Origin of the sequence: Sphingobacterium sp. (assembly GCF_039596235.1) — a bacterium.
Classification (GTDB): domain Bacteria; phylum Bacteroidota; class Bacteroidia; order Sphingobacteriales; family Sphingobacteriaceae; genus Sphingobacterium.
The window spans coordinates 45647-64781 of the sequence record NZ_JBCNKE010000013.1; the positions used below are offsets into that span (position 1 = coordinate 45647).

Genomic DNA, 19135 nt, shown 5'->3' on the forward strand with positions numbered 1-19135 from the left:
ATTTTTATGGCAGGAAACTCATTTGGCGATTTATTCAGAATCAGCACTTTTGGCGAATCGCACGGTAAAGCGATCGGTGTAATTATTGATGGTTGCCCCTCAAATATAACGATAGACGAAGAGTTTATACAGTCTGAACTAGATAAACGTAAACCGGGACAGTCCAGGATTACCACGCAACGAAAAGAAAGTGATACGGCCCAGATATTATCAGGCGTATTCGAAGGTAAATCTACTGGAACGCCGATTGCCATTGTTATACCAAATGAAGATCAACGTTCTAAGGACTATACCCACATTAAAGATATCTTCAGACCTTCTCATGCGGACTTCACCTACCAAATGAAATATGGCATCCGCGACTACCGCGGCGGTGGCCGTTCCTCGGCCCGCGAGACAGCTGCTCGTGTTGCTGCAGGCGCTGTTGCGAAGAGCTTTCTACAACAATTTGGCATTGAAATCTTCGCCCATGTATCCGGTGTAGGCACGATCGAAGCTCCGAATCTGGACACCAAAGATCTTAAAGCCTTGCTTGAACTACGCGAATCCAATATCGCGCGCTGCGCTGATCCGGCTACAGCCAATGAGATGGTCGAATTTATAGACGCTGTGAGAAAAGCAGGTGATACAGTAGGTGGACGCATTTCGGCAGTGATAAGACATGTACCCGTCGGACTTGGAGAACCCGTATTTGACAAACTCCATGCTGACCTTGCCAAAGCAATGATGAGCATCAATGCCGTACACGGATTTGAATATGGATCAGGTTTTGCAGGCTCAGAGTTGCGAGGTTCCGAACATAATGATATATTTGTAGCAGATGACCATGATTTAAATCAAGTGCATACACATACCAATTTCTCTGGGGGAATACAAGGCGGTATATCAAACGGAATGGACATTACTTTTAAAGTAGCATTTAAGCCTGTTGCCACCATCATGAGAGATCAGGAAACAGTAGATATCCATGGCAATCCCGCCATCGCAAGTGGTAAGGGAAGACATGACCCTTGTGTTGTTTCAAGAGCGGTAATTATTGTAGAAGCCATGGCGGCACTTGTGATTGCGGATCATCTACTTAAACATCAAAGTTACAAACATGCTGCAAGATAATTATGTCGTAGGTGTTGACATTGGAGGCACTCATATTTCCGCCTGTATCATTGACACCAAACAATGGAATATACATTTAGAGAACGTGGTCAGAAACCACGTTTTTTCTCAAGGAGATGCTAAAACGATTTTACAGACCTGGGCCTCCACAGTACGGGATAGTATAGCTAGCTCACCGACTGCTATTCAGTTCATTGGCATTGCAATGCCAGGGCCTTTTGACTATGAAAACGGCATCTCTAAAATGTTAGGACAAAGTAAGTACGACAACCTGTATGATAAAGACATCAAAAGCCTTTTATCCGCAGAGCTGGGCTTACCTCCGACCGCTATTCACTTTATCAACGATGCTGCAGCTTTCCTGCAGGGCGAAATATTTGTACAGCAGCTTCAGGACAATCCGAGAATACTTGGTATTACCTTGGGAACAGGTTTAGGATCTGCGGTCTGGAATAAAGGGGAGAAAGCCTTCGATGCAGATTTATGGAATACTCCTTACCACGAAAGTATTTTTGAGGAATACCTTGTGACAAGATGGTTTGTCAAACGATTCAAAGAGATCACCGGGAAAGATGTCACTGGTTTAAAAGAAATTTTGGATAATCATAGAGAAACAGCTGCATTTGCAACAATCAAGGATGAATACGCAACGCATCTCTTTGATTTTATGCATTTCTTTGAAGAAAAATATCAGACTAATCTCTTTATTATTGGCGGTAATATCGCGAAAGCACTTCCTATCTTTATTGCCGACCGGGAAGAATTCAAGAGATTCACCATCCACACAGCGATATTGGGGGAAAAGGCAGCCATGATCGGAGCCGCAAGTTTATTCAGTTAGCACCCGGATGGCAAAACTGAAAAAGTTCTCCGAAAAGTGAGATTATCATGAATAGCTGAGCAAAAAATCAAGCCAAGATAAGTTCTGGCTTGCTAAAGTGTTTTCACAAAAAATGCTATTCAAAACACTCCCTATTGAGAGGTGCTTTGAATAGCAATTTTTTTTATGATCTAAAAAATAGCTATTTGTTAAAACATCGATGGATATTTTTCCGGATTAGCCTCATGCATGATCGCATACACAGTTTCCACGACATCATCTGAAGATGGTTTCGAGAAATAATCACCATCCGAGCCATAGGGCGGGCGGTGTGCTTTTGCTGTTAAGGTCCGAGGCTGACTATCAAGCAAATAATAACCATTTTGATTTTCAAGTATTTCCTGTAGTATAAACGCGGCAGCTCCTCCGGGCACATCTTCATCTACAACCAGTAACTTATTTGTTTTTTTCAAGGACTCGGCACACAGCTGACCTTTATCAAACGGTAGTAAGGTCTGGGCATCAATAATTTCAATAAATATCCCCAATCGTTCCAGTTCCACTGCAGCTTCTTCAACAACACGTAGCGTCGAACCATAGGAAACTACCGTGATATCCTGTCCTTCCTTTATACACTCGGCATAGCCAATTGGCACTGTAAATTCACCGACATTATCCGGCAAACGTTCTTTGAGGCGATAACCATTGAGACATTCGACGACAATAGCAGGTTCATCTGAACGGAAAAGTGTATTATACATTCCGGCAGCTTGCGTCATATTGCGCGGTACGCAGACATGCAGTCCTCTTAATGAGCCCAATATCACAGACATCGGGGATCCCGAATGCCATACCCCCTCCAGACGATGGCCGCGGGTACGGATAATAACCGGTGCTTTTTGTCCTCCGAAAGTGCGGTAACTTAAACTGGCTAAATCATCACTGGCAACGGTGATTCCATAAATCAAATAATCTAAATATTGAATTTCAGCAATTGGTTTTAACCCACGAATTGCCAATCCAATCCCTTTGCCTATGATGGAATTCTCCCGGATTCCGGTATCAAATACACGATGCGCGCCGAGTTTGTCCTGTAGGCCCGCAAATCCTTGGTTAACGTCTCCTATCCTCCCTACATCTTCTCCGAAAGCCAATAAACGCTCATCACGTCGGAAATTTTCTTCAAAACAGAGGTTCAACACTTCCCTTCCATCTACAATTTTAGCATCTTCGCTGTAATTTGCGGCTACCGTTGGCACGTTGAACGGTGAATCCACACCATCGGTAAATAATTTTGAATTATACCGTTTTTCGTTAATCTCCTGTTTAACTTTATACCAATCCAACAATTCCTGACGGCCTGCGGTCGGTTTTCCTTTTAGTTCATGCAATACTTTCCGTACCTGTCCATACACCTCCTTCAATGAAGGTTCAACCATTGACTGCAGTTTTTTAGCTGCAAAATCCGCTTTTTCATTTGGAATACGTAGCAATAAATCTATAGCTTCTTTTGCTTCAAGCGTCAGGGTTTTGATATAATCGGTCCAAGCCCGTTTTTGTTCCTGACGGACAAAATCTTTCGCTTCACGGTCCAACTGATCTAACTCTTCGTTTGTAGCAATGCCCGAACTCAGTAACCATTCCTTCATTTTAGCGATACAGTCAAACTCGGTTTCCCATTGCAGGCGCTCCTGAGATTTATAACGCTCATGAGACCCTGAAGATGAGTGCCCTTGTGGCTGTGTCAATTCGGTCACATGGATTAGACATGGAACATGCTTTTCTCTTGCAATGTTAGCAGCTTGCTCGTATGTTTCGCACAGGCCCGCGTAATCCCAGCCCCTGACTTTAAAAATTTCTATTCCGTTTGTAAGTTCCTCTTTTTGAAAACCTTTCAGGATTTCAGAAATATCGCCTTTTGTAGTCTGTATTTCATTCGACACTGAAATCCCGTAACCGTCATCCCAAATAGAAATAACCGCAGGAATCTGATGTACTCCGGCCGCATTGATGACCTCAAAAAATACGCCTTCTGAGGTTGCAGCATTCCCTATGGTACAGAAGGTAACTTCATTGCCCCTATTTGAGAAATAGGACAGATAATCCAGATTCCTATTTTGTTTATATAATTTAGATGCTAATCCGAGTCCCAACACCCTGGCCATCTGTCCACCTGTAGTAGAAATATCTGAAAAGGAGTTCTTCTGAACCGTTTGATCAAGCCAATTCCCCCGATCATCCAATACACGTGTAGAAAAATGACAGTTCATTTGCCTACCGGCAGAAGAAGGATCCGCTTCAACATCTGGATGTGCGTACAATTGAGAGAAAAAACGGTAGACATCACTGATCCCCGAAGCAAATATAAATGTCTGGTCACGGTAATATCCCGACCGCCAATCGCCATTCCTGAAGACTTTAGCCATCGCAATTTGTGCCAACTCTTTTCCATCGCCAAAAATACCAAACTTCGCCTTACCAGTAAGCACTTCCTTACGTCCCAATAAACTTACGTAACGACTTTCCAAGGCAGTTCGATAATCATTCACAATAATCTTTTTGAACTCGTCAAAGCTCAAAGTGGAAATAGATTCATTGTTTTGGTCAAATGCAGTATCAAACATATTCTTTTTTGTTTCAACAAATTTAACAAAAATATTATTCTATATAATTGGTGTTTGTCAAATAAATTGACAATCAATGGTTCGTATTTGAAATAGAATATTCTAATTTCTCAAATTAGTACTTTTTGAGAAAAATTCCTAATTTTTGTAGATTTTTAATTATTATATACGGGGATTAAAGTCTAGCGATAGGGATCAGAAATTTATACTTTCCTTCTCTCATCAGACAGCAAACACAAGATTGAGATAGATCTTCTTTTTAATTTTATTTTTTCACTGTGAACTTTTCAGCACTTCAACTCAATAAGCTTCTTTTTTCCAACATGGAAAAACAAGGGCTTTCGGTACTTACAGCTATCCAGGAGCAGGTGATTCCTGCCCTATTAGCAGGCAAAGATTGTCTGGCTATCGCCCCTACAGGGACTGGAAAAACCGAAGCTTTCGCTATCCCGATCATACAGCATTTATTGGAAAAGGGGAAAAGAGAACATGCCTCTGTACTTATTCTGCTTCCAACACGCGAACTTTGTATCCAAACGAAAGACAGGATTGCTAAACTGATCGCGGGTACAGGTCTCGATATCGCCTGCTTTTATGGTGGTGGGACTTACGAAAGCCAACTCGCGAACTATCCTAAAGCGCAATTCCTCCTAGCGACTCCCGGTAGACTACTAGACTTTCTGGAACAACAGCTTGTTAGTCTCAAAACTGTTGACACTTTAGTCGTTGATGAATTTGATCAATTGCTTGATCTGGGCTTTACAATCGAAATCAATAAAATCATACAGGCGCTACCAGCTGAAAGACAGTCTATTTTCGTATCCGCAACACGTACGGTGGAAATGGATAAAATCATTCAAAAAAGACTGAAAAACCCGATAGAGATAACGATAGAAAATCAATTAAAAAAAGGAAAAATCTCCGAGTATGTATTATACGTCGATAAAAATGACAAGAAAAATCTAGTCCGTTACCTGCTTGAAAATAAGATTAAATCACAAGTTCTTATTTTCACACGGACAGTACATGGCGTTGAACGGATTGAAGCCGATCTTCGTCGAAATAACATTTCAGCTCTCGCCCTATATGGTGATAAGTCTCAGGCTCAACGTGAGGATATTATCAACAAATTTAGAAGTAGAGAAAACAGGGTATTGATTACAACGGATTTACTGGCAAGAGGCGTAGATTTCCCCGATCTGGAAGCGGTTATAAATTATGAAGTACCGGACTCGCCGGCGTTATATACACACCGCATTGGAAGAACGGGGCGTTCTCAGGCGGATGGTACGGCTATCACATTCTGTGACGCCGAAGATAACCAGAAATGGATCAAGCTACAATTATCACTAGGTAAACAAGTACAGATAGACGATCAACACCCCTTTTTACTGAGTTGGGAAAAAATGCTTTCCAGCAGCCAGAACAATAGCCGAAAAGGGCAACCAAAATCAAGAAAACGTCGTTAAATTATAATTATTCTTTTACTTTTACCTGCAATTAACAAAATCACAGTCCAAGATGAGTACAATACATTTATTTGACGATAGTAACAATGCGAACGACAATCGGTTAGGAGACCTAGAAAAAACCATTATCGTCAACAATCTGATGGAAGTTCCCTTTGCAGAACGGGATGAATCATGGCGCGATACCTTCTTAAATAACATCGCTGAGTGTACATTGAAACTCGCCGAAACCGAAGTAGTCATCGGCCCGGACGGATTTCCTTATTTCCAACTGGAAAGTGTGCCCAAAGATCAGAATTTCCAGGCCTTTGTTATCAAAAACCGTTTAAAGGATTTTGTACTACCCAAAGGTTTTGGTATCGCTATTAATCCACAAAATGAAAATCCAGATTGGATATTCACCTACGGCGATTTGGTCAATTATTTTCTGAATGAAGAGTTTTACACGGACCAAAGTATTTTTTCACAAAAAACGGAGCAAACTACAATTGGTAAAGATGAAGAAATCTTAGTCGGTCAACCATCGGAAACAATCCTACCTCAACAGGTGCGCGCACAACTTCGTGAGTTTTTGGATTATTATGGCGTCAAGAATGCTAAAATTATGCTTATCGCACGTAATTATAAAGACCAAGAAAAGGCATCTCAGGACCTGGTATTTAATATCGTCGCCAATCAATTTAGAACAGAGAAAGAATTTACGAGTATTATGGAGGCAATTGGCTGGTTTCTGCCAAGACATTATTCCTATATCGGATTGGATGAGTTTGCGGTTGAAAATGGTTTTATGCCATTATAGAAGAAAAAATTGATTATTACAAATAGAGAATAAAGAATGTTTCCATTTAACGTAAGAGTATACGGGATACTGATCAATGAAAAGCAGGAAGTATTGATCAGTGATGAAAGAACGGAGAATGTTTCATTTACCAAATTCCCCGGTGGAGGACTAGAGTATGGCGAAGGTCTATTGGAGGCTTTAATCAGAGAATACCAGGAAGAATGTGCATTTGACATTGCTGTTGTTAAGCATATTTATACAACTGATTTTTATGAGAAATCGAGCTTCAACGACAGCCAGATTATATCAATTTACTACCAGGTAAAAAATACATCAAGCATTCAGATCAGAACGACGACCAAAGCATTTGACTTTGATCCGAACGAGAAAGTTGAAGATAATAAACGGCAGTCTTTCCGTTGGGTTCCGTTACACGAACTTACAATAGCAGATCTAACGTTTAAAACTGATCAGGTAGCGTGGACAGAGTTCTTAAAAACAGTGAAATGATAATAAATTTTTAATTTTCGTCAATTTTATTTGTATTTAAAAAATAAACACATATCTTTACGTAAACCAATGGAAATACTTTGTTTTTTTGAAGTATTGACCTTAATAATTACATTTTATTATTTTTTTGATATCTCGACCAGACGGGATAAGTGAAGGGGAAGCGATATCAAACAGACATTGGTTTATTGAATTTGTAAATTCCTAGTCCTATAGGTTTTTTAATAGTTAGTGTGATTTTATGGCGATACTCCCCGTATCGCCTTATTTATTTTATGTTTTTATCATATGAGAATACTACTTAAATGCGACAAAAGAAGCAAAACATAAATTCTTGTGTAACACATCGATATCTTTGAATCCGACCTTTGCCAATAATTCAAGCTGATAGATCAAGGGCCGTGGCGTGTCCTCGTGCTCGATGTAGGCAAAAACATGGTCACGATATGCCTGGTCTTTCAAGCTGATTAAATAAGCGCCATATTTTTCACGATAGATTAGGTGTTGGAGAGCAGTACTATTCTGTTCGATCAGATCAAAAATCCATACGCTGCCCCCTTTTTTGAGAAGTTTAAAAAGTTTACGAAATGCGCTCTCCCAATCCTGATCGTCTCTCAAATGATGTAAAACCGCCGTCGCGATGATAACATCAAATTTCTCTTCGGGTAGATCGACCTCCCTAAAATCACCCTTAATCAAATTGATCGCTCCATTCGTAAGTACGCCGACACGTTCTTTAGCCCGTTCTAACATCGGTAGGCTCAAATCGACCAAGGTAACATCCGGATTGGTGCTGACTTTCTGAAGCAATTTCACGTCGTAGTTACCAGCGCCACAGCCGATATCCAACACATTCTCCAGATTCGGATAGAGCGATGAAATTGCATCCGTTATGAGCTCCATATTCCACACTGCATCCAGCGTCGTCGCCTGACCTGTTTCTAAATTGGAGAACCGTTCGACATCCTGATCAAATCGCGTTTCAATTTCCTGTAATGTTGCCTTATTCATAGTCTAATAATTATTTAATGTGCATAAATACGCGATTATCACGCGATGGATACCTCGCGTATCCAAGTTATTTTCATCGGCGCTGTTTGCATGCTGAACATGGGTATCGCCTATAAATTTTAATTATTTAAAGGTAAGGTTAACCCAAATTCATTAAAAATATTTATTTTGTCATCGATTCATACCAAAAAAGTATCAATGGAAATCCGACATCTTATTTATTTCAAAACAGTGGCCGAGGAACTTCATTTCGGAAGGGCTGCTGAGCGGTTATTTATGTCCCAACCACCTCTAAGCAGACAAATCAAGGATCTTGAAGATGAGCTGGGTGTTATTCTATTTTTTAGGACCAACAAAAGAGTAGAACTGACCGAAGCAGGTAAATACTTTTTGGATGAGGTCATGGAGATCCTACAAAATTTAGAGCATAGCAAAACAATCACTAAACAGATCCATAACAATATTTCAGGTGAATTTAAATTAGGTTATATCAGTTCCACACCAAAGCAGATGTTGGCGACAGTATTGAAACAGATTCAGCAAAAATTCCCTTACCTACGGGTCAGTTTGTTTGAAACATCAACTCAAAAACAGAAAGCAGCATTGGAAAATGGAAAACTGGATCTCGGCATTATGCGCGCGCCTATTTACGCAAGCGAACTCCTTATCACTCCCCTGTTTGAAGATCCAATGGTTATTGTGGGATCCACTACCGTGGACTTTAACAACATCAATTTCTTCAATGAAAATTTTATTTCATTCAATCAAAAATATGCTTCTGAATACCACCGTTTGACGATCAACACCTGCAATCGTATGGGGTTCGAACCCAAGATTGTACACCAGAGCAATTCCATGTCCTCTATCCTTGAACTCGTTGCGCAGGGATTGGGCCTGGCTGTTGTTCCGGCATCGACGATTAAACAGTATCCACATCTAAAATTGAAAATGCTGAAACTTGATGACATCGATAGTAAAACAGAGGTTATCCTTGTTTCGAATATAAAAAGCAAGAATAGTGCTCTTGGGGAATTTATTCAGTGTATTCAAAAAGAATATCTTAAATTCAATAAAAGTTAAAATTAGCCCTGATTATTTTTTCGCTTACATATCATGAAAAAGACCTTCATTTCCTTCCTCCTACTAACATTGCTGCTCCCCGTACTATTATTTGGGCAGCAGGCTTCAGAAATCGATCAAAGATTGCTGGCAATCATGCAACGCTATCAAGCAGTAGGATTGAGTGTGGTACTTGTCAAAAATAACCAGATTGACTTTCATAAGAACTACGGCTACAAAAACATAAAAGACAAAACCACCTTACAGGACAACGATATTTTCCGAATCGCCTCCATATCGAAGTCGTTTACCGCGACCTCTTTTATGCAACTTCTAAAACAGGGCCGCTGTTCGCTAGACGATGATTTCGGCGATCTCATCGGTTTCCCGATTAGAAATCCAAACTATCCCGAAGCAAAAATTACCCTTCGGATGGTACTTTCCCATACTTCCAGCATCAATGATAAAAACGGCTATTTTAATCTGGATGTAATCAACCCATCTAAAAATCCGGACTGGAAAGATTCATACAACCTTTATGCACCAGGCAGCCAATATCAATATTGCAATCTTAATTTTAATATGGCAGGGGCCGTATTGGAGAAGCTGACACAGATGCGTTTTGACAATTATATTTCCAAAAACATTCTCAAGCCATTGCATCTTTATGGTGGATATTGTATTGATTCGCTGGATCAGACCAAGTTAGTCCCTTTATACTCATTTGATGACAAAGCCAATTTTATAGAAGAACCAAATGCCTATGCCCCAAGAAGGGATGAACTTACAGCTTATCAGTTGGGGTATACAACACCTACACTCTCCCCGACCGGCGGAATGAAAATATCGGCACTCGATCTTGCAAAATATATGCTCATGCATATGAACTATGGAATGGGGAACGGAAAGAAAATAATGGATAAAAAGTATGCGAAGATTATGCAAACTGCTGTCAACAGGGATTCAGGATATGGACTGGCCATGATGAATGAAGACACGGTCATTCCAGGAATTACATTAACGGGGCATACAGGCTCTGCCTATGGCTTATATAGTGCCATGTTTTTCAATCCTGCAGAAAAATATGGATTTGTAGTGATTACCAATGGCTGCAACATACCTGATAGTGAAGAGTTTAATCCGCTATTGAAAGACTGCATCCAGGCCTTATATGACACATATATAAAATAGCCTAAAATTCAGTGAAAAAGTTTCACAATTTTTATTTTTCAACTACGAAAAAAAGGCTTGATAAGCAGAACAGTTGGAGCACAATCAGAATCATCCCGCTGTCTTTCACCCATAAAAATACCCCCAAATAGTATCTAACTTTTTGAGGGTATCATATTTATTATTGAGTATCTAATTGATTTATTTCTTATTTCCCACCCAGTTTACAATCGCTGGGTCTAATGGATTTGTAGCTGACCGAAAACGATGGGCCAATTTACCATTTTCGTCGATCAGGAATTTCTCAAAGTTCCATTTGATATCGCCTGTAAAATCAGGGTTATCCTGCGTGGTCAGATATTTAAATAAAGGGGAAATTTGATCTCCCTTTACTTCCACTTTCTCAGCCATCAAAAAATCCACGCCGTAATTCTTTTCACAGAATTCTTGGATCTCCGTATTAGATCCCGGTTCCTGTTGTCCAAAGTTGTTTGCCGGAAAACCGATGATCACTAACTTATCGCCAAATGTCTTGTGGAGCTCTTCCAGGTCTTTGTACTGTTTTGTGAAACCACATTTAGAAGCGGTATTAACGATGAGTATCTTCTTTCCTTTAAATTCGGACATCTTCACCTCCTGCCCTTCCAGCGTTTTAAAAGTGAAATTATAAATGTCGGGATTGCCAAATAACATTGACATATACACCATAATAGTTGCTACAATCATATTTATTTATTTTATAGACTTAACAATGAGTTACTCTCTCTTTCCAATACTGCATTGAACAGTTCGTTAATAGGTGATTTTAGTATTGTTCCGACCTTGATCTGATGTGTTTCACACACCTCACGCAATAATAAATCAAAACTGTAGGCAATAGAACCTACAAAGTGACATTCATACTGTGTATAATCGGCATAAGTCAAAATAGATGCCTGAACGAACTCTTCGAACCCACTTTTTACCAGGTCAATAATAAATGGATGGGTAATATTATCAGACATAAACGGTGCAAAAGAGGCTAAAAAGGCATTTGGACGTTCTTTCTGATAGACATTTTTTATAACCACCTCTTTATTTATCCGGTATTTAACGGCGAATTTCTCATTCAGATCTTTTGGCATACGCCCGTATAGAAATAAACGTAGGAGCTTTTTACCGAAGTAGGCACCGGAACCCTCATCTCCCAATACATAACCATTGCCATTGTGGGAAGGCATAAGTTCCTCACCATCAAAAAAGCTCAGATCTGATCCTGTACCGAGTGTAGCTACATAGCCTTTCTTATTACCACAGGTGGCTAGCGCACTACCAAACAGGTCATTCTCTACCGCGATATATGCATTTTCAAATAAAGGGGTCAACGCATTGGAAACCATTTCACGACGGTCTGGAGTAATACAGCCCGCCCCAAAAAAATAAAGTTCTGTCACCTCATCGGCATAGGGTATTATTTCAGGTATTTCTTTAATAACCCGTGTGATTTCTTTTTCATTAACGAAAAAAGGATTGAGTCCATTTGTACTGAACGAAATAGGAGCACTATCAGGCAATTCCAATTTCCAATCTGACTTTGACGAGCCACTATCAACAACTAAGATCATACAAATTCTTGATTATTTTCCCCTTATAAACTAGTGTATCAAATATACAAAAATTACCTCCAAACTGAAATGACGATTCTTAAAGAAAATATGTATCTTGGATTTCTTATGTAGCATCCGGCCAATCCAATGAAACTTTTTGAATCAATCAAAGTTCAACGGGTTTCATAAACTATTGAAGAACCAACAAAACATTTTTTTGTTTGATTTAAGCATAAGATACTTTTAATTTTGTAAGCGCATACTAAAATTATTTTTCATGGATAGTGACCATTTAAATGTACCCACAATAAACTTTGAGGTATCATTTCCAGAAGTACAAGCTCATTACATTAACGTAAAGATGAGCCTAAAAAAACTCAACCAGCCTTATGTTGATCTAAAAATGCCCGTTTGGTCACCAGGTTCCTATTTGATTCGTGAATATGCAAAAAATGTAGAGCGATTTAAAGCTGTCGACCCAGATGGAAATCCTGTTCCTTTCAGCAAAATATCAAAGAATACCTGGCGTGTTACGACGAATACCTTGGATCAGATCGATGTACACTATTCAGTATATGGCTTCGAAGTCTCTGTCCGTACAAATTTTTTCGACAGTGATCATGCGTTTATAGTCCCTACAGCAACATTTCTATACCTTGAAGGTTCGCTCCACATCCCTACCACGATTGCTATTGTGCCGAAAGAAAACTGGAAGAGTATATCAACGGGACTTGAACGCTTGACGCAACATACTTTTCATGCGCCAAACTTCGACGTTTTATACGACAGCCCGATTGAAGTAGGCAACCAGGATATCTGGAAGTTCCAGGCTGCTGGAGTAGAACATGAATGTGCTATGGTGGGCGGCGGTTGCTATGATAAAGAACGTCTTACAAAGGATATTACACGTATTGTGGAAGAAGAGACCCGTATTTGGGGATCAAATCCCAATAAACGTTACGTCATCATCACACATAATTATCAATCCGGTGGTGGTGGGCTTGAACACCTGAATTCAACCGTACTGGGTGCTTCGAGAAATGCTTATCGCAATGAACATAGTTACAAAACATATCTGAGCCTCGTCGCCCATGAATATTTTCATCTGTGGAATGTAAAGCGGCTTCGTCCCAAGGCATTAGGTCCCTTTGACTATGACGCGGAAAACTATACCACAGGGTTGTGGATCATGGAGGGTTTTACCTCTTATTATGACAATTTAATCATCAAGCGCTGTGGATTCTACGATGAAAAGGAATACCTTTCATTATTGGCCAATGATTTCAACATTGTACTGAACCGTCCGGGGCATGAAATACAGTCAGCGGCTGCTTCAAGCTTTGATACCTGGATCAAATATTATAGACCGGATGAAAATGCCATTAATTCGGCCATCTCCTACTATAACAAAGGCGCTATGCTTACTGCACTGCTAGATATCAAAGTAATCGCTGCTACAGAGGGAAAAGTTAAATTGGACGACATCATCCGTGCTGCATACGAAGAGTTTTACTTAAAACTTGACCGTGGTTTTGAAGAGAAAGAATTTCAGAGTTTAGCGGAACATATCGCAGGCACCTCCCTGGATGATATATTCCAAGCCGCGCATCGGGACGGAGAACTCGATTACAATGCTTATTTCAACTTAGTAGGATATGAAATCGTGGATACCAACAAAGATAACGACAGCCTAACGTTGGGCATTACCACTAACAAAGTAGAGGGTATCATCAGTGTGGCAACCGTTGAAAAAGGAACCGGAGCCTACGATGCGGGACTAAATGTCAGGGATGAATTAATTGCTATAAATAACGTCAGATTGGATCCTAAAGACAAAGAAATCGATTTCATCATCCAACATGCTACAGAAGGAGAAATCTTGAATTTCCTGATTGCGAGAGACGGCTTGGTACGAGAAATACCTGTTGAGATCAGACGAAATAACAAGAAGATCCATGAAATCCGTCCACTTAAAGACCAGACGTTCCTGCAGGAGCTCCTGGGAAAAATCTGGATGGCTTAAAGCGGATGTATATCAATATGTACCAATTAAAAGCGCGAGCAGAGATATATTTCTGCTCGCGCTTTTAATGTTAAAACTTATATCTTACCGAAAATCCGATCGGATCAAATATCTTGATACTGGACTCATTCAGAAAATCAAAATAAGGTTTTACATCCAGTGAAATCTGGAACGGCGCCTGTGGAATATTATATTCAATTCCGACAATACCGTCTATACTTAAATTAAGATGCGAATCAAACGATTGACGTTGACCATTTATAATTTTGTCTTTTTCTTTGTACGACCCGACACTTCCACCAAAACCATAGTACCAATTTAGACCAGTCGCTAAAGGTTTGTAAATCTCATACAATCCGACAACACGAAACCGACGAAAATCAGAATTGCTTTGAATACTCATAATACCTTCCAACGCATGGTTTGAATTTAGCGTATGACGATAAGTAATCCCCTGCGCAGAACCAAATCGCCCACCAATAGCGCCTCTATTATCCAACTGAGCGACAGCTTTATTGGATAATGCAGCAAACATCAGCATTCCACCGACAGCCAAAAATATTTTTCTCATAAAAATTGAACGCTTTATACTACTTTATATCTTTCAAAAGTAACAATTACAGCTATAACGACACAATGTTTAATTTGTTATGACATTAATCCCAATATCTCCAACTTTATTTCTGATATTTTTTTTATATTTAAGTCAATAGTGATAACCAAAATAAACTCACGTGATATGGGCAGAATTTTTGACTTTATAACCATATATAAAGAAAAATACGCAAAGGACATTATGGTAGCGGGCAGAGATTCCAGTGGCAACTGGAAAACCTACTCCACCAAAGAATATACAGATGCAATTGATTCCTTGAGTCGGGCGCTATTAAAATTGGAGCTTAAGAAAGGGGATCGCGTCGGAATAATGTCCGGTAATAGACCCGAATGGAACCTGGTTGATTTTGCCTGCAATCAAATTGGGCTTGCAACCGTTCCGCTCTATCCAACATTATCAACGCAGGATCTTTCCTTCATTGTCAACGATTCGGATGTCAAAGTATTGTTTGTCAGCAACAAAGATTTAACTGCCCGCATTGAACAGGCGATCAAAGAACATGGCATACAGCCCCGGGTATATACATTTGACCAAATTGAAAGCCATACCCCTTTGACCGAGTTGATAGCGACTGCAAATCAAGATACAACCGATCTGTCTTCACATCGCGACAGTGTTACCGAAGATGATCTGTTGACCTTGATTTACACCTCAGGCACCACCGGCCGTCCTAAAGGAGTCTATCTGTCGCATAAAAATGTCTACAGCAATGTCACAGCCTGCAATTACCTGATACGTGAAGATTTCAAAACGGCACTTAGTTTTCTGCCGCTATGCCATATTTTTGAGCGCATGGTCGTGTATATGTACTATTCAAAGGGTATTCAAATTTACTTCTCGGAAACCCTGGATAATGTGGTTAACGATATCAACGATGTGAAACCAGATGTCTTTACAACCGTACCACGTGTACTGGAAAAGGTCTATGACAAGATCATAGAAAAAGGGAAAGCACTGACCGGAATCAAAAAGAAGTTATTCTTCTGGGCCGTAGACTTAGGACTAAAATATCAGGAACCCGGCAAAAATGGCCTGCTTTATTCGATTAAATTGGGTATTGCCCGTAAACTGATCTTTTCAAAATGGCAGGAAGCATTAGGTGGGAATATTAAGATTATTGTATCGGGTGGTGCAGCTCTCCAAGAGCGTTTAGCACGTATATTTTGGGCCGCTGACCTCAAGGTTCTTGAAGGCTATGGATTAACGGAAACTTCCCCTGTTATTGCCGTGAACTCCTATCTACCCAATGGGCTAAAATTCGGAACAGTCGGCAAACCACTAAAAAACCTTGAAGTAAAAATCGCCTCAGATGGAGAAATCCTCGTGAAAGGTCCTAGCATCACAACAGGCTACTATCAAAATGAGGAAGCAACTAAAGAAGCTTTCGATGAAAACGGCTTCTTCAAAACCGGAGATATTGGCGAAATCACAACGGATGGTTTCCTGAAAATCACCGACCGTAAGAAAGAGATGTTTAAAACAGCGGGCGGAAAATACATTGCACCGCAGTCCATTGAAAACAAATTAATGGAATCCACCCTGATTGGTCAGGTCATGGTTATCGGCGAAAACCGCAAATTTCCAAGCGCTCTAATCGTACCGGCTTTTGATGTCCTTTCCAAATGGGCAGCTCAAAAGGGAATATCCGCCAGTTCAAATGGAGAACTTATCAAAAATCCTGAGGTTATTCAAAAATATCAAGAGGAAATAAACCGATTATCAGGTAACTTTGGCCATTGGGAAATTGTCAAGAAGTTTATACTTCTGCCAAAAGAATGGACAATAAACGAAGGTCAATTGACCCCAAAATTGAGTTTAAAAAGAAAAGTTATTTTAAAAGAGAACGAAGCTGCCATCGATAAACTGTATGCAGAACAAAGTCAGGAATAACAATTTGCACGATTATTGGAGCGGATAATCTGATTATGAAGCACGTTACACTAAGGGATTTATTTACATTCGAATACTGGAGAAATATTGGGCAGGTCATGGTGGACGCCTTTAACGGGTTTAATGATGACAAATGCATGAAAAAAAGTGCTTCATTAGCCTATTATACAATCTTCTCGATCGGTCCGTTGCTGATGATCGTCATCTGGTGCATCGGTTTCTTTTATGGTGAACATCTCCAAAGCGGTTCTTCTGCGCAAGATGAAGTACTGGATGAAGTGATGGTTCTTTTTGGCCAAGATGTGACCATGCAGATTCAATCTTATCTCCAAAAAATTACTTTTGAGAACAAATCCAATATAGGCATTACAGTGGGTATTATTACCCTGGTTATTTCCTCGACCACGTTGTTTGTTGATATTCAGGATTCCATAAATAATATCTGGAAAGTAAAACCCAAACCCAAGAAGGGCTGGCTCAAATTGATTATCAATCGACTGATTTCGTTCTCCATCGTTATCGCTTTAGGCTTCCTGTTAATTGCATCATTGATGATCAATGGAGTTATCGTCGCGGTGACCAATCTGGTTATGACTTATTTCCCCATTATTCCAATTGCATTGATTTCCTGGGTGAATACGGGCATCACGTTTTCTGTCATTGTTATCCTTTTCGGATTTATCTTTTCGTTTTTACCCGATGCTAAGGTGAAGTTCCGTGATATGCTCGGCGGAGCGATCTTCACCGGTCTACTGTTTATGTTGGGCAGATACGGTATTTCACTTTACCTCAACCTCTCTTCGACCGCCAGTTTTTATGGTGCAGCAGGATCTATCATTATTATGTTATTGTGGATTTATTACTCCGCCGCAATACTTTATTTTGGGGCGGAGTTCACTAAGTTCTATGCCATCAAATTTGGTGCAGGTATTGTTCCATCTGCTTTTGCTGTTGCTGTTGAACAAACTGAAAAAGTTAAGAAAATGGGTTCCGACGCAGAAGCCCATATCGGGGATACCATCCGGGTATTCAAATAATCAGATTATTTTTTTTCTTTTTTCCCGCTGATAGATCCGTCTATCCCGATCACATCGATGACTTTATCACCAATTTGGGTGATATCTGACTTCAGACCGACCATTATTGTAAAAATATTGACCGGAGTATCCTGTATCTTACTGAAATTATGCAGATAACCTAACTCCAGCCCAAGGAAAAATCCGTTGAATTTATAATCCGCTCCGGCCCCTAGTTTACTGGACAGGTTAAAACGATTTATACTCTCCATCTTGACCAGTTTCTGATCGGCCATCACATTCGCACGAGGCTCACTGGTCAGCCCTATTCCAGGCCCTATAAAACCATAAACATTCAAACGTCGCATCTGTTTTCGCACCCCGCCCGAAAAAGCCAGCGTATAAAAGTTTGTATTTGCATCCTCAATACGGTAAGCAAAATCAGGGTCAGGTAAGCGCTGTTTATATTTGAATGACAGCGTATACAAAGTGGGCGATACAAAAAACATAGGGTTTTTAAGGGAAATATCCAGCCCAATACTGCCTGAAAATTTTGGAGAAAGGATATCTTTCGTTTTGCCTATGGGAAATCCCATTCCGGTTGTTCCCCAATAATAAACTTTCCGATAATGGATCGTATCCACACCCCCCTGGGCATAGCTAGCAATACTAAAAAACGGAAGCAGAATGAAAACAAGAAAAAGTCTTTTCATTTAAAAGCGTTTAATATTGAATAAAAACAATATTAAACGCAGAATGTTCAAGGTATCTAAAATAATTTAGAGATAGCTTTTGGACTGTGGCCCCTGATTAAACAGCAGATCGATAATACTTAAATCCGGGTAAAACCCGTTTTTATCCGAGAACACCTGATAATATTCTTTTGGAGCTATCAATATACTCGCTTTTTTCGGGTGTATAATTTCCCGATAGTCTATCGCATCCGAATCATTGGCCACATATTCTTCGGTGAAAGAAACTGTTCTTTTTAGCTTAATTGATTTTAGGATCAGCTCCAGCTGTGCGATGTTGAAATCTAACAGATAATCGAATTTTTCCTGATAAAAACGACTAAAATCATCTTCATAATATTCAAAATACGCAGAACTTCTATAGGCTGTCTGAATACTTAACCAATGCAAACGTTGCCATTCAAATTCATAACTTATCCGGATATCTTTCATCGGTACGCGGTCCTTATTTCCATGTTGGATAGGAACAATTAAATCCTGTACCCCATTGGCAGAGGCAATACGTGCCCGTGTACGATAGCTCTGTTTCTGAAAATGTTCATATTTTTCAATAACAAGAGGAAGATTATTCTCCTGAATGGTATGAAAATAAGATATCGGCGGAAGATAACATGCTGGAAGTAATAACTGCGATTCCATAAAAACTGATGATTTTTGTTATAAGTGACGCAAAAATAACTTAAATTAAGGATATT

17 protein-coding genes are annotated in these 19135 nt (G+C 39.8%); 10 read left to right on the plus strand and 7 right to left on the minus strand.

Annotated features, from left to right (window positions below):
* The first annotated feature begins 6 nt into the window (after positions 1 to 6).
* Together aroC and ABDW32_RS22420 are read left to right on the plus strand one after the other, a co-directional pair.
* Positions 7 to 1113, plus strand: a complete 1107-nt coding sequence (gene aroC, locus ABDW32_RS22415; protein WP_343566051.1) for a chorismate synthase — start codon at positions 7 to 9, stop codon at positions 1111 to 1113.
* The gene (locus ABDW32_RS22420) at positions 1100 to 1954 is read left to right on the plus strand and encodes an ROK family protein (RefSeq protein ID WP_343566052.1); all 855 of its coding nucleotides are present in this window, start codon (positions 1100 to 1102) and stop codon (positions 1952 to 1954) included. Before aroC ends, ABDW32_RS22420 begins: the two co-directional genes overlap by 14 nt.
* A 188-nt stretch (positions 1955 to 2142) precedes the next feature.
* On the opposite strand, the gene ABDW32_RS22425 is transcribed toward ABDW32_RS22420, so the two are convergent.
* Positions 2143 to 4557 (minus strand): thiamine pyrophosphate-dependent enzyme, encoded by a 2415-nt coding sequence (locus ABDW32_RS22425; protein ID WP_343566053.1) that lies wholly within the window; start codon positions 4555 to 4557, stop codon positions 2143 to 2145.
* 323 nt (positions 4558 to 4880) lie between these two features.
* On the opposite strand from ABDW32_RS22425, the gene ABDW32_RS22430 reads away from it, so the two are divergent.
* From ABDW32_RS22430 to ABDW32_RS22440, 3 genes are read left to right on the plus strand one after another with little or no spacing between them, the layout of a single operon-like run.
* Positions 4881 to 6026, plus strand: a complete 1146-nt coding sequence (locus tag ABDW32_RS22430) for a DEAD/DEAH box helicase (protein ID WP_343566054.1) — start codon at positions 4881 to 4883, stop codon at positions 6024 to 6026.
* A 52-nt stretch (positions 6027 to 6078) separates the two neighbouring features.
* Positions 6079 to 6825, plus strand: coding sequence for a hypothetical protein (locus ABDW32_RS22435; RefSeq protein ID WP_343566055.1), 747 nt, complete (start codon positions 6079 to 6081; stop codon positions 6823 to 6825).
* Positions 6826 to 6861: 36 nt separating this feature from the next.
* Positions 6862 to 7317, plus strand: coding sequence for an NUDIX domain-containing protein (locus tag ABDW32_RS22440; RefSeq protein WP_343566056.1), 456 nt, complete (start codon positions 6862 to 6864; stop codon positions 7315 to 7317).
* A gap of 297 nt (positions 7318 to 7614) precedes the next feature.
* On the opposite strand, the gene ABDW32_RS22445 is transcribed toward ABDW32_RS22440, so the two are convergent.
* Positions 7615 to 8328: a methyltransferase domain-containing protein gene (locus ABDW32_RS22445; RefSeq protein ID WP_343566057.1), complete on the minus strand. Its 714-nt coding sequence runs from the start codon at positions 8326 to 8328 to the stop codon at positions 7615 to 7617.
* A gap of 198 nt (positions 8329 to 8526) precedes the next feature.
* Between ABDW32_RS22445 and ABDW32_RS22450 the strand changes: the two genes are divergently transcribed.
* Positions 8527 to 9408 carry a LysR family transcriptional regulator gene (locus ABDW32_RS22450; protein WP_343566058.1) on the plus strand — a complete coding sequence of 294 codons (882 nt, stop codon included), beginning with the start codon at positions 8527 to 8529 and terminating at the stop codon, positions 9406 to 9408.
* A gap of 33 nt (positions 9409 to 9441) precedes the next feature.
* Complete coding sequence (locus ABDW32_RS22455) at positions 9442 to 10578, plus strand: serine hydrolase (protein WP_343566059.1); 1137 nt, start codon at positions 9442 to 9444, stop codon at positions 10576 to 10578.
* Between the two features lie 180 nt (positions 10579 to 10758).
* On the opposite strand, the gene ABDW32_RS22460 is transcribed toward ABDW32_RS22455, so the two are convergent.
* On the minus strand, positions 10759 to 11283 hold the full coding sequence (locus tag ABDW32_RS22460; RefSeq protein WP_343566060.1) for a glutathione peroxidase: 525 nt from the start codon (positions 11281 to 11283) through the stop codon (positions 10759 to 10761).
* Positions 11284 to 11294: 11 nt separating this feature from the next.
* Complete coding sequence (locus tag ABDW32_RS22465) at positions 11295 to 12161, minus strand: N-acetylglucosamine kinase (RefSeq protein WP_077437438.1); 867 nt, start codon at positions 12159 to 12161, stop codon at positions 11295 to 11297.
* Positions 12162 to 12420: 259 nt separating this feature from the next.
* Between ABDW32_RS22465 and ABDW32_RS22470 the strand changes: the two genes are divergently transcribed.
* Entirely contained in the window at positions 12421 to 14166 is a 1746-nt protein-coding gene (locus tag ABDW32_RS22470) for a peptidase M61 (protein ID WP_343566061.1), read from the plus strand.
* 70 nt (positions 14167 to 14236) lie between these two features.
* On the opposite strand, the gene ABDW32_RS22475 is transcribed toward ABDW32_RS22470, so the two are convergent.
* The gene (locus ABDW32_RS22475) at positions 14237 to 14737 is read right to left on the minus strand and encodes a hypothetical protein (protein WP_343566062.1); all 501 of its coding nucleotides are present in this window, start codon (positions 14735 to 14737) and stop codon (positions 14237 to 14239) included.
* 168 nt (positions 14738 to 14905) lie between these two features.
* Between ABDW32_RS22475 and ABDW32_RS22480 the strand changes: the two genes are divergently transcribed.
* Together ABDW32_RS22480 and ABDW32_RS22485 are read left to right on the plus strand one after the other, a co-directional pair.
* Positions 14906 to 16672, plus strand: a complete 1767-nt coding sequence (locus ABDW32_RS22480; RefSeq protein ID WP_343566063.1) for a long-chain fatty acid--CoA ligase — start codon at positions 14906 to 14908, stop codon at positions 16670 to 16672.
* 35 nt (positions 16673 to 16707) lie between these two features.
* Positions 16708 to 17709 carry a YihY/virulence factor BrkB family protein gene (locus ABDW32_RS22485; RefSeq protein WP_343566064.1) on the plus strand — a complete coding sequence of 334 codons (1002 nt, stop codon included), beginning with the start codon at positions 16708 to 16710 and terminating at the stop codon, positions 17707 to 17709.
* A gap of 5 nt (positions 17710 to 17714) precedes the next feature.
* On the opposite strand, the gene ABDW32_RS22490 is transcribed toward ABDW32_RS22485, so the two are convergent.
* Entirely contained in the window at positions 17715 to 18401 is a 687-nt protein-coding gene (locus ABDW32_RS22490) for an outer membrane beta-barrel protein (RefSeq protein WP_343566065.1), read from the minus strand.
* 66 nt (positions 18402 to 18467) lie between these two features.
* Positions 18468 to 19079 (minus strand): WbqC family protein, encoded by a 612-nt coding sequence (locus ABDW32_RS22495; protein ID WP_343566066.1) that lies wholly within the window; start codon positions 19077 to 19079, stop codon positions 18468 to 18470.
* Between the last annotated feature and the right edge of the window lie 56 nt (positions 19080 to 19135).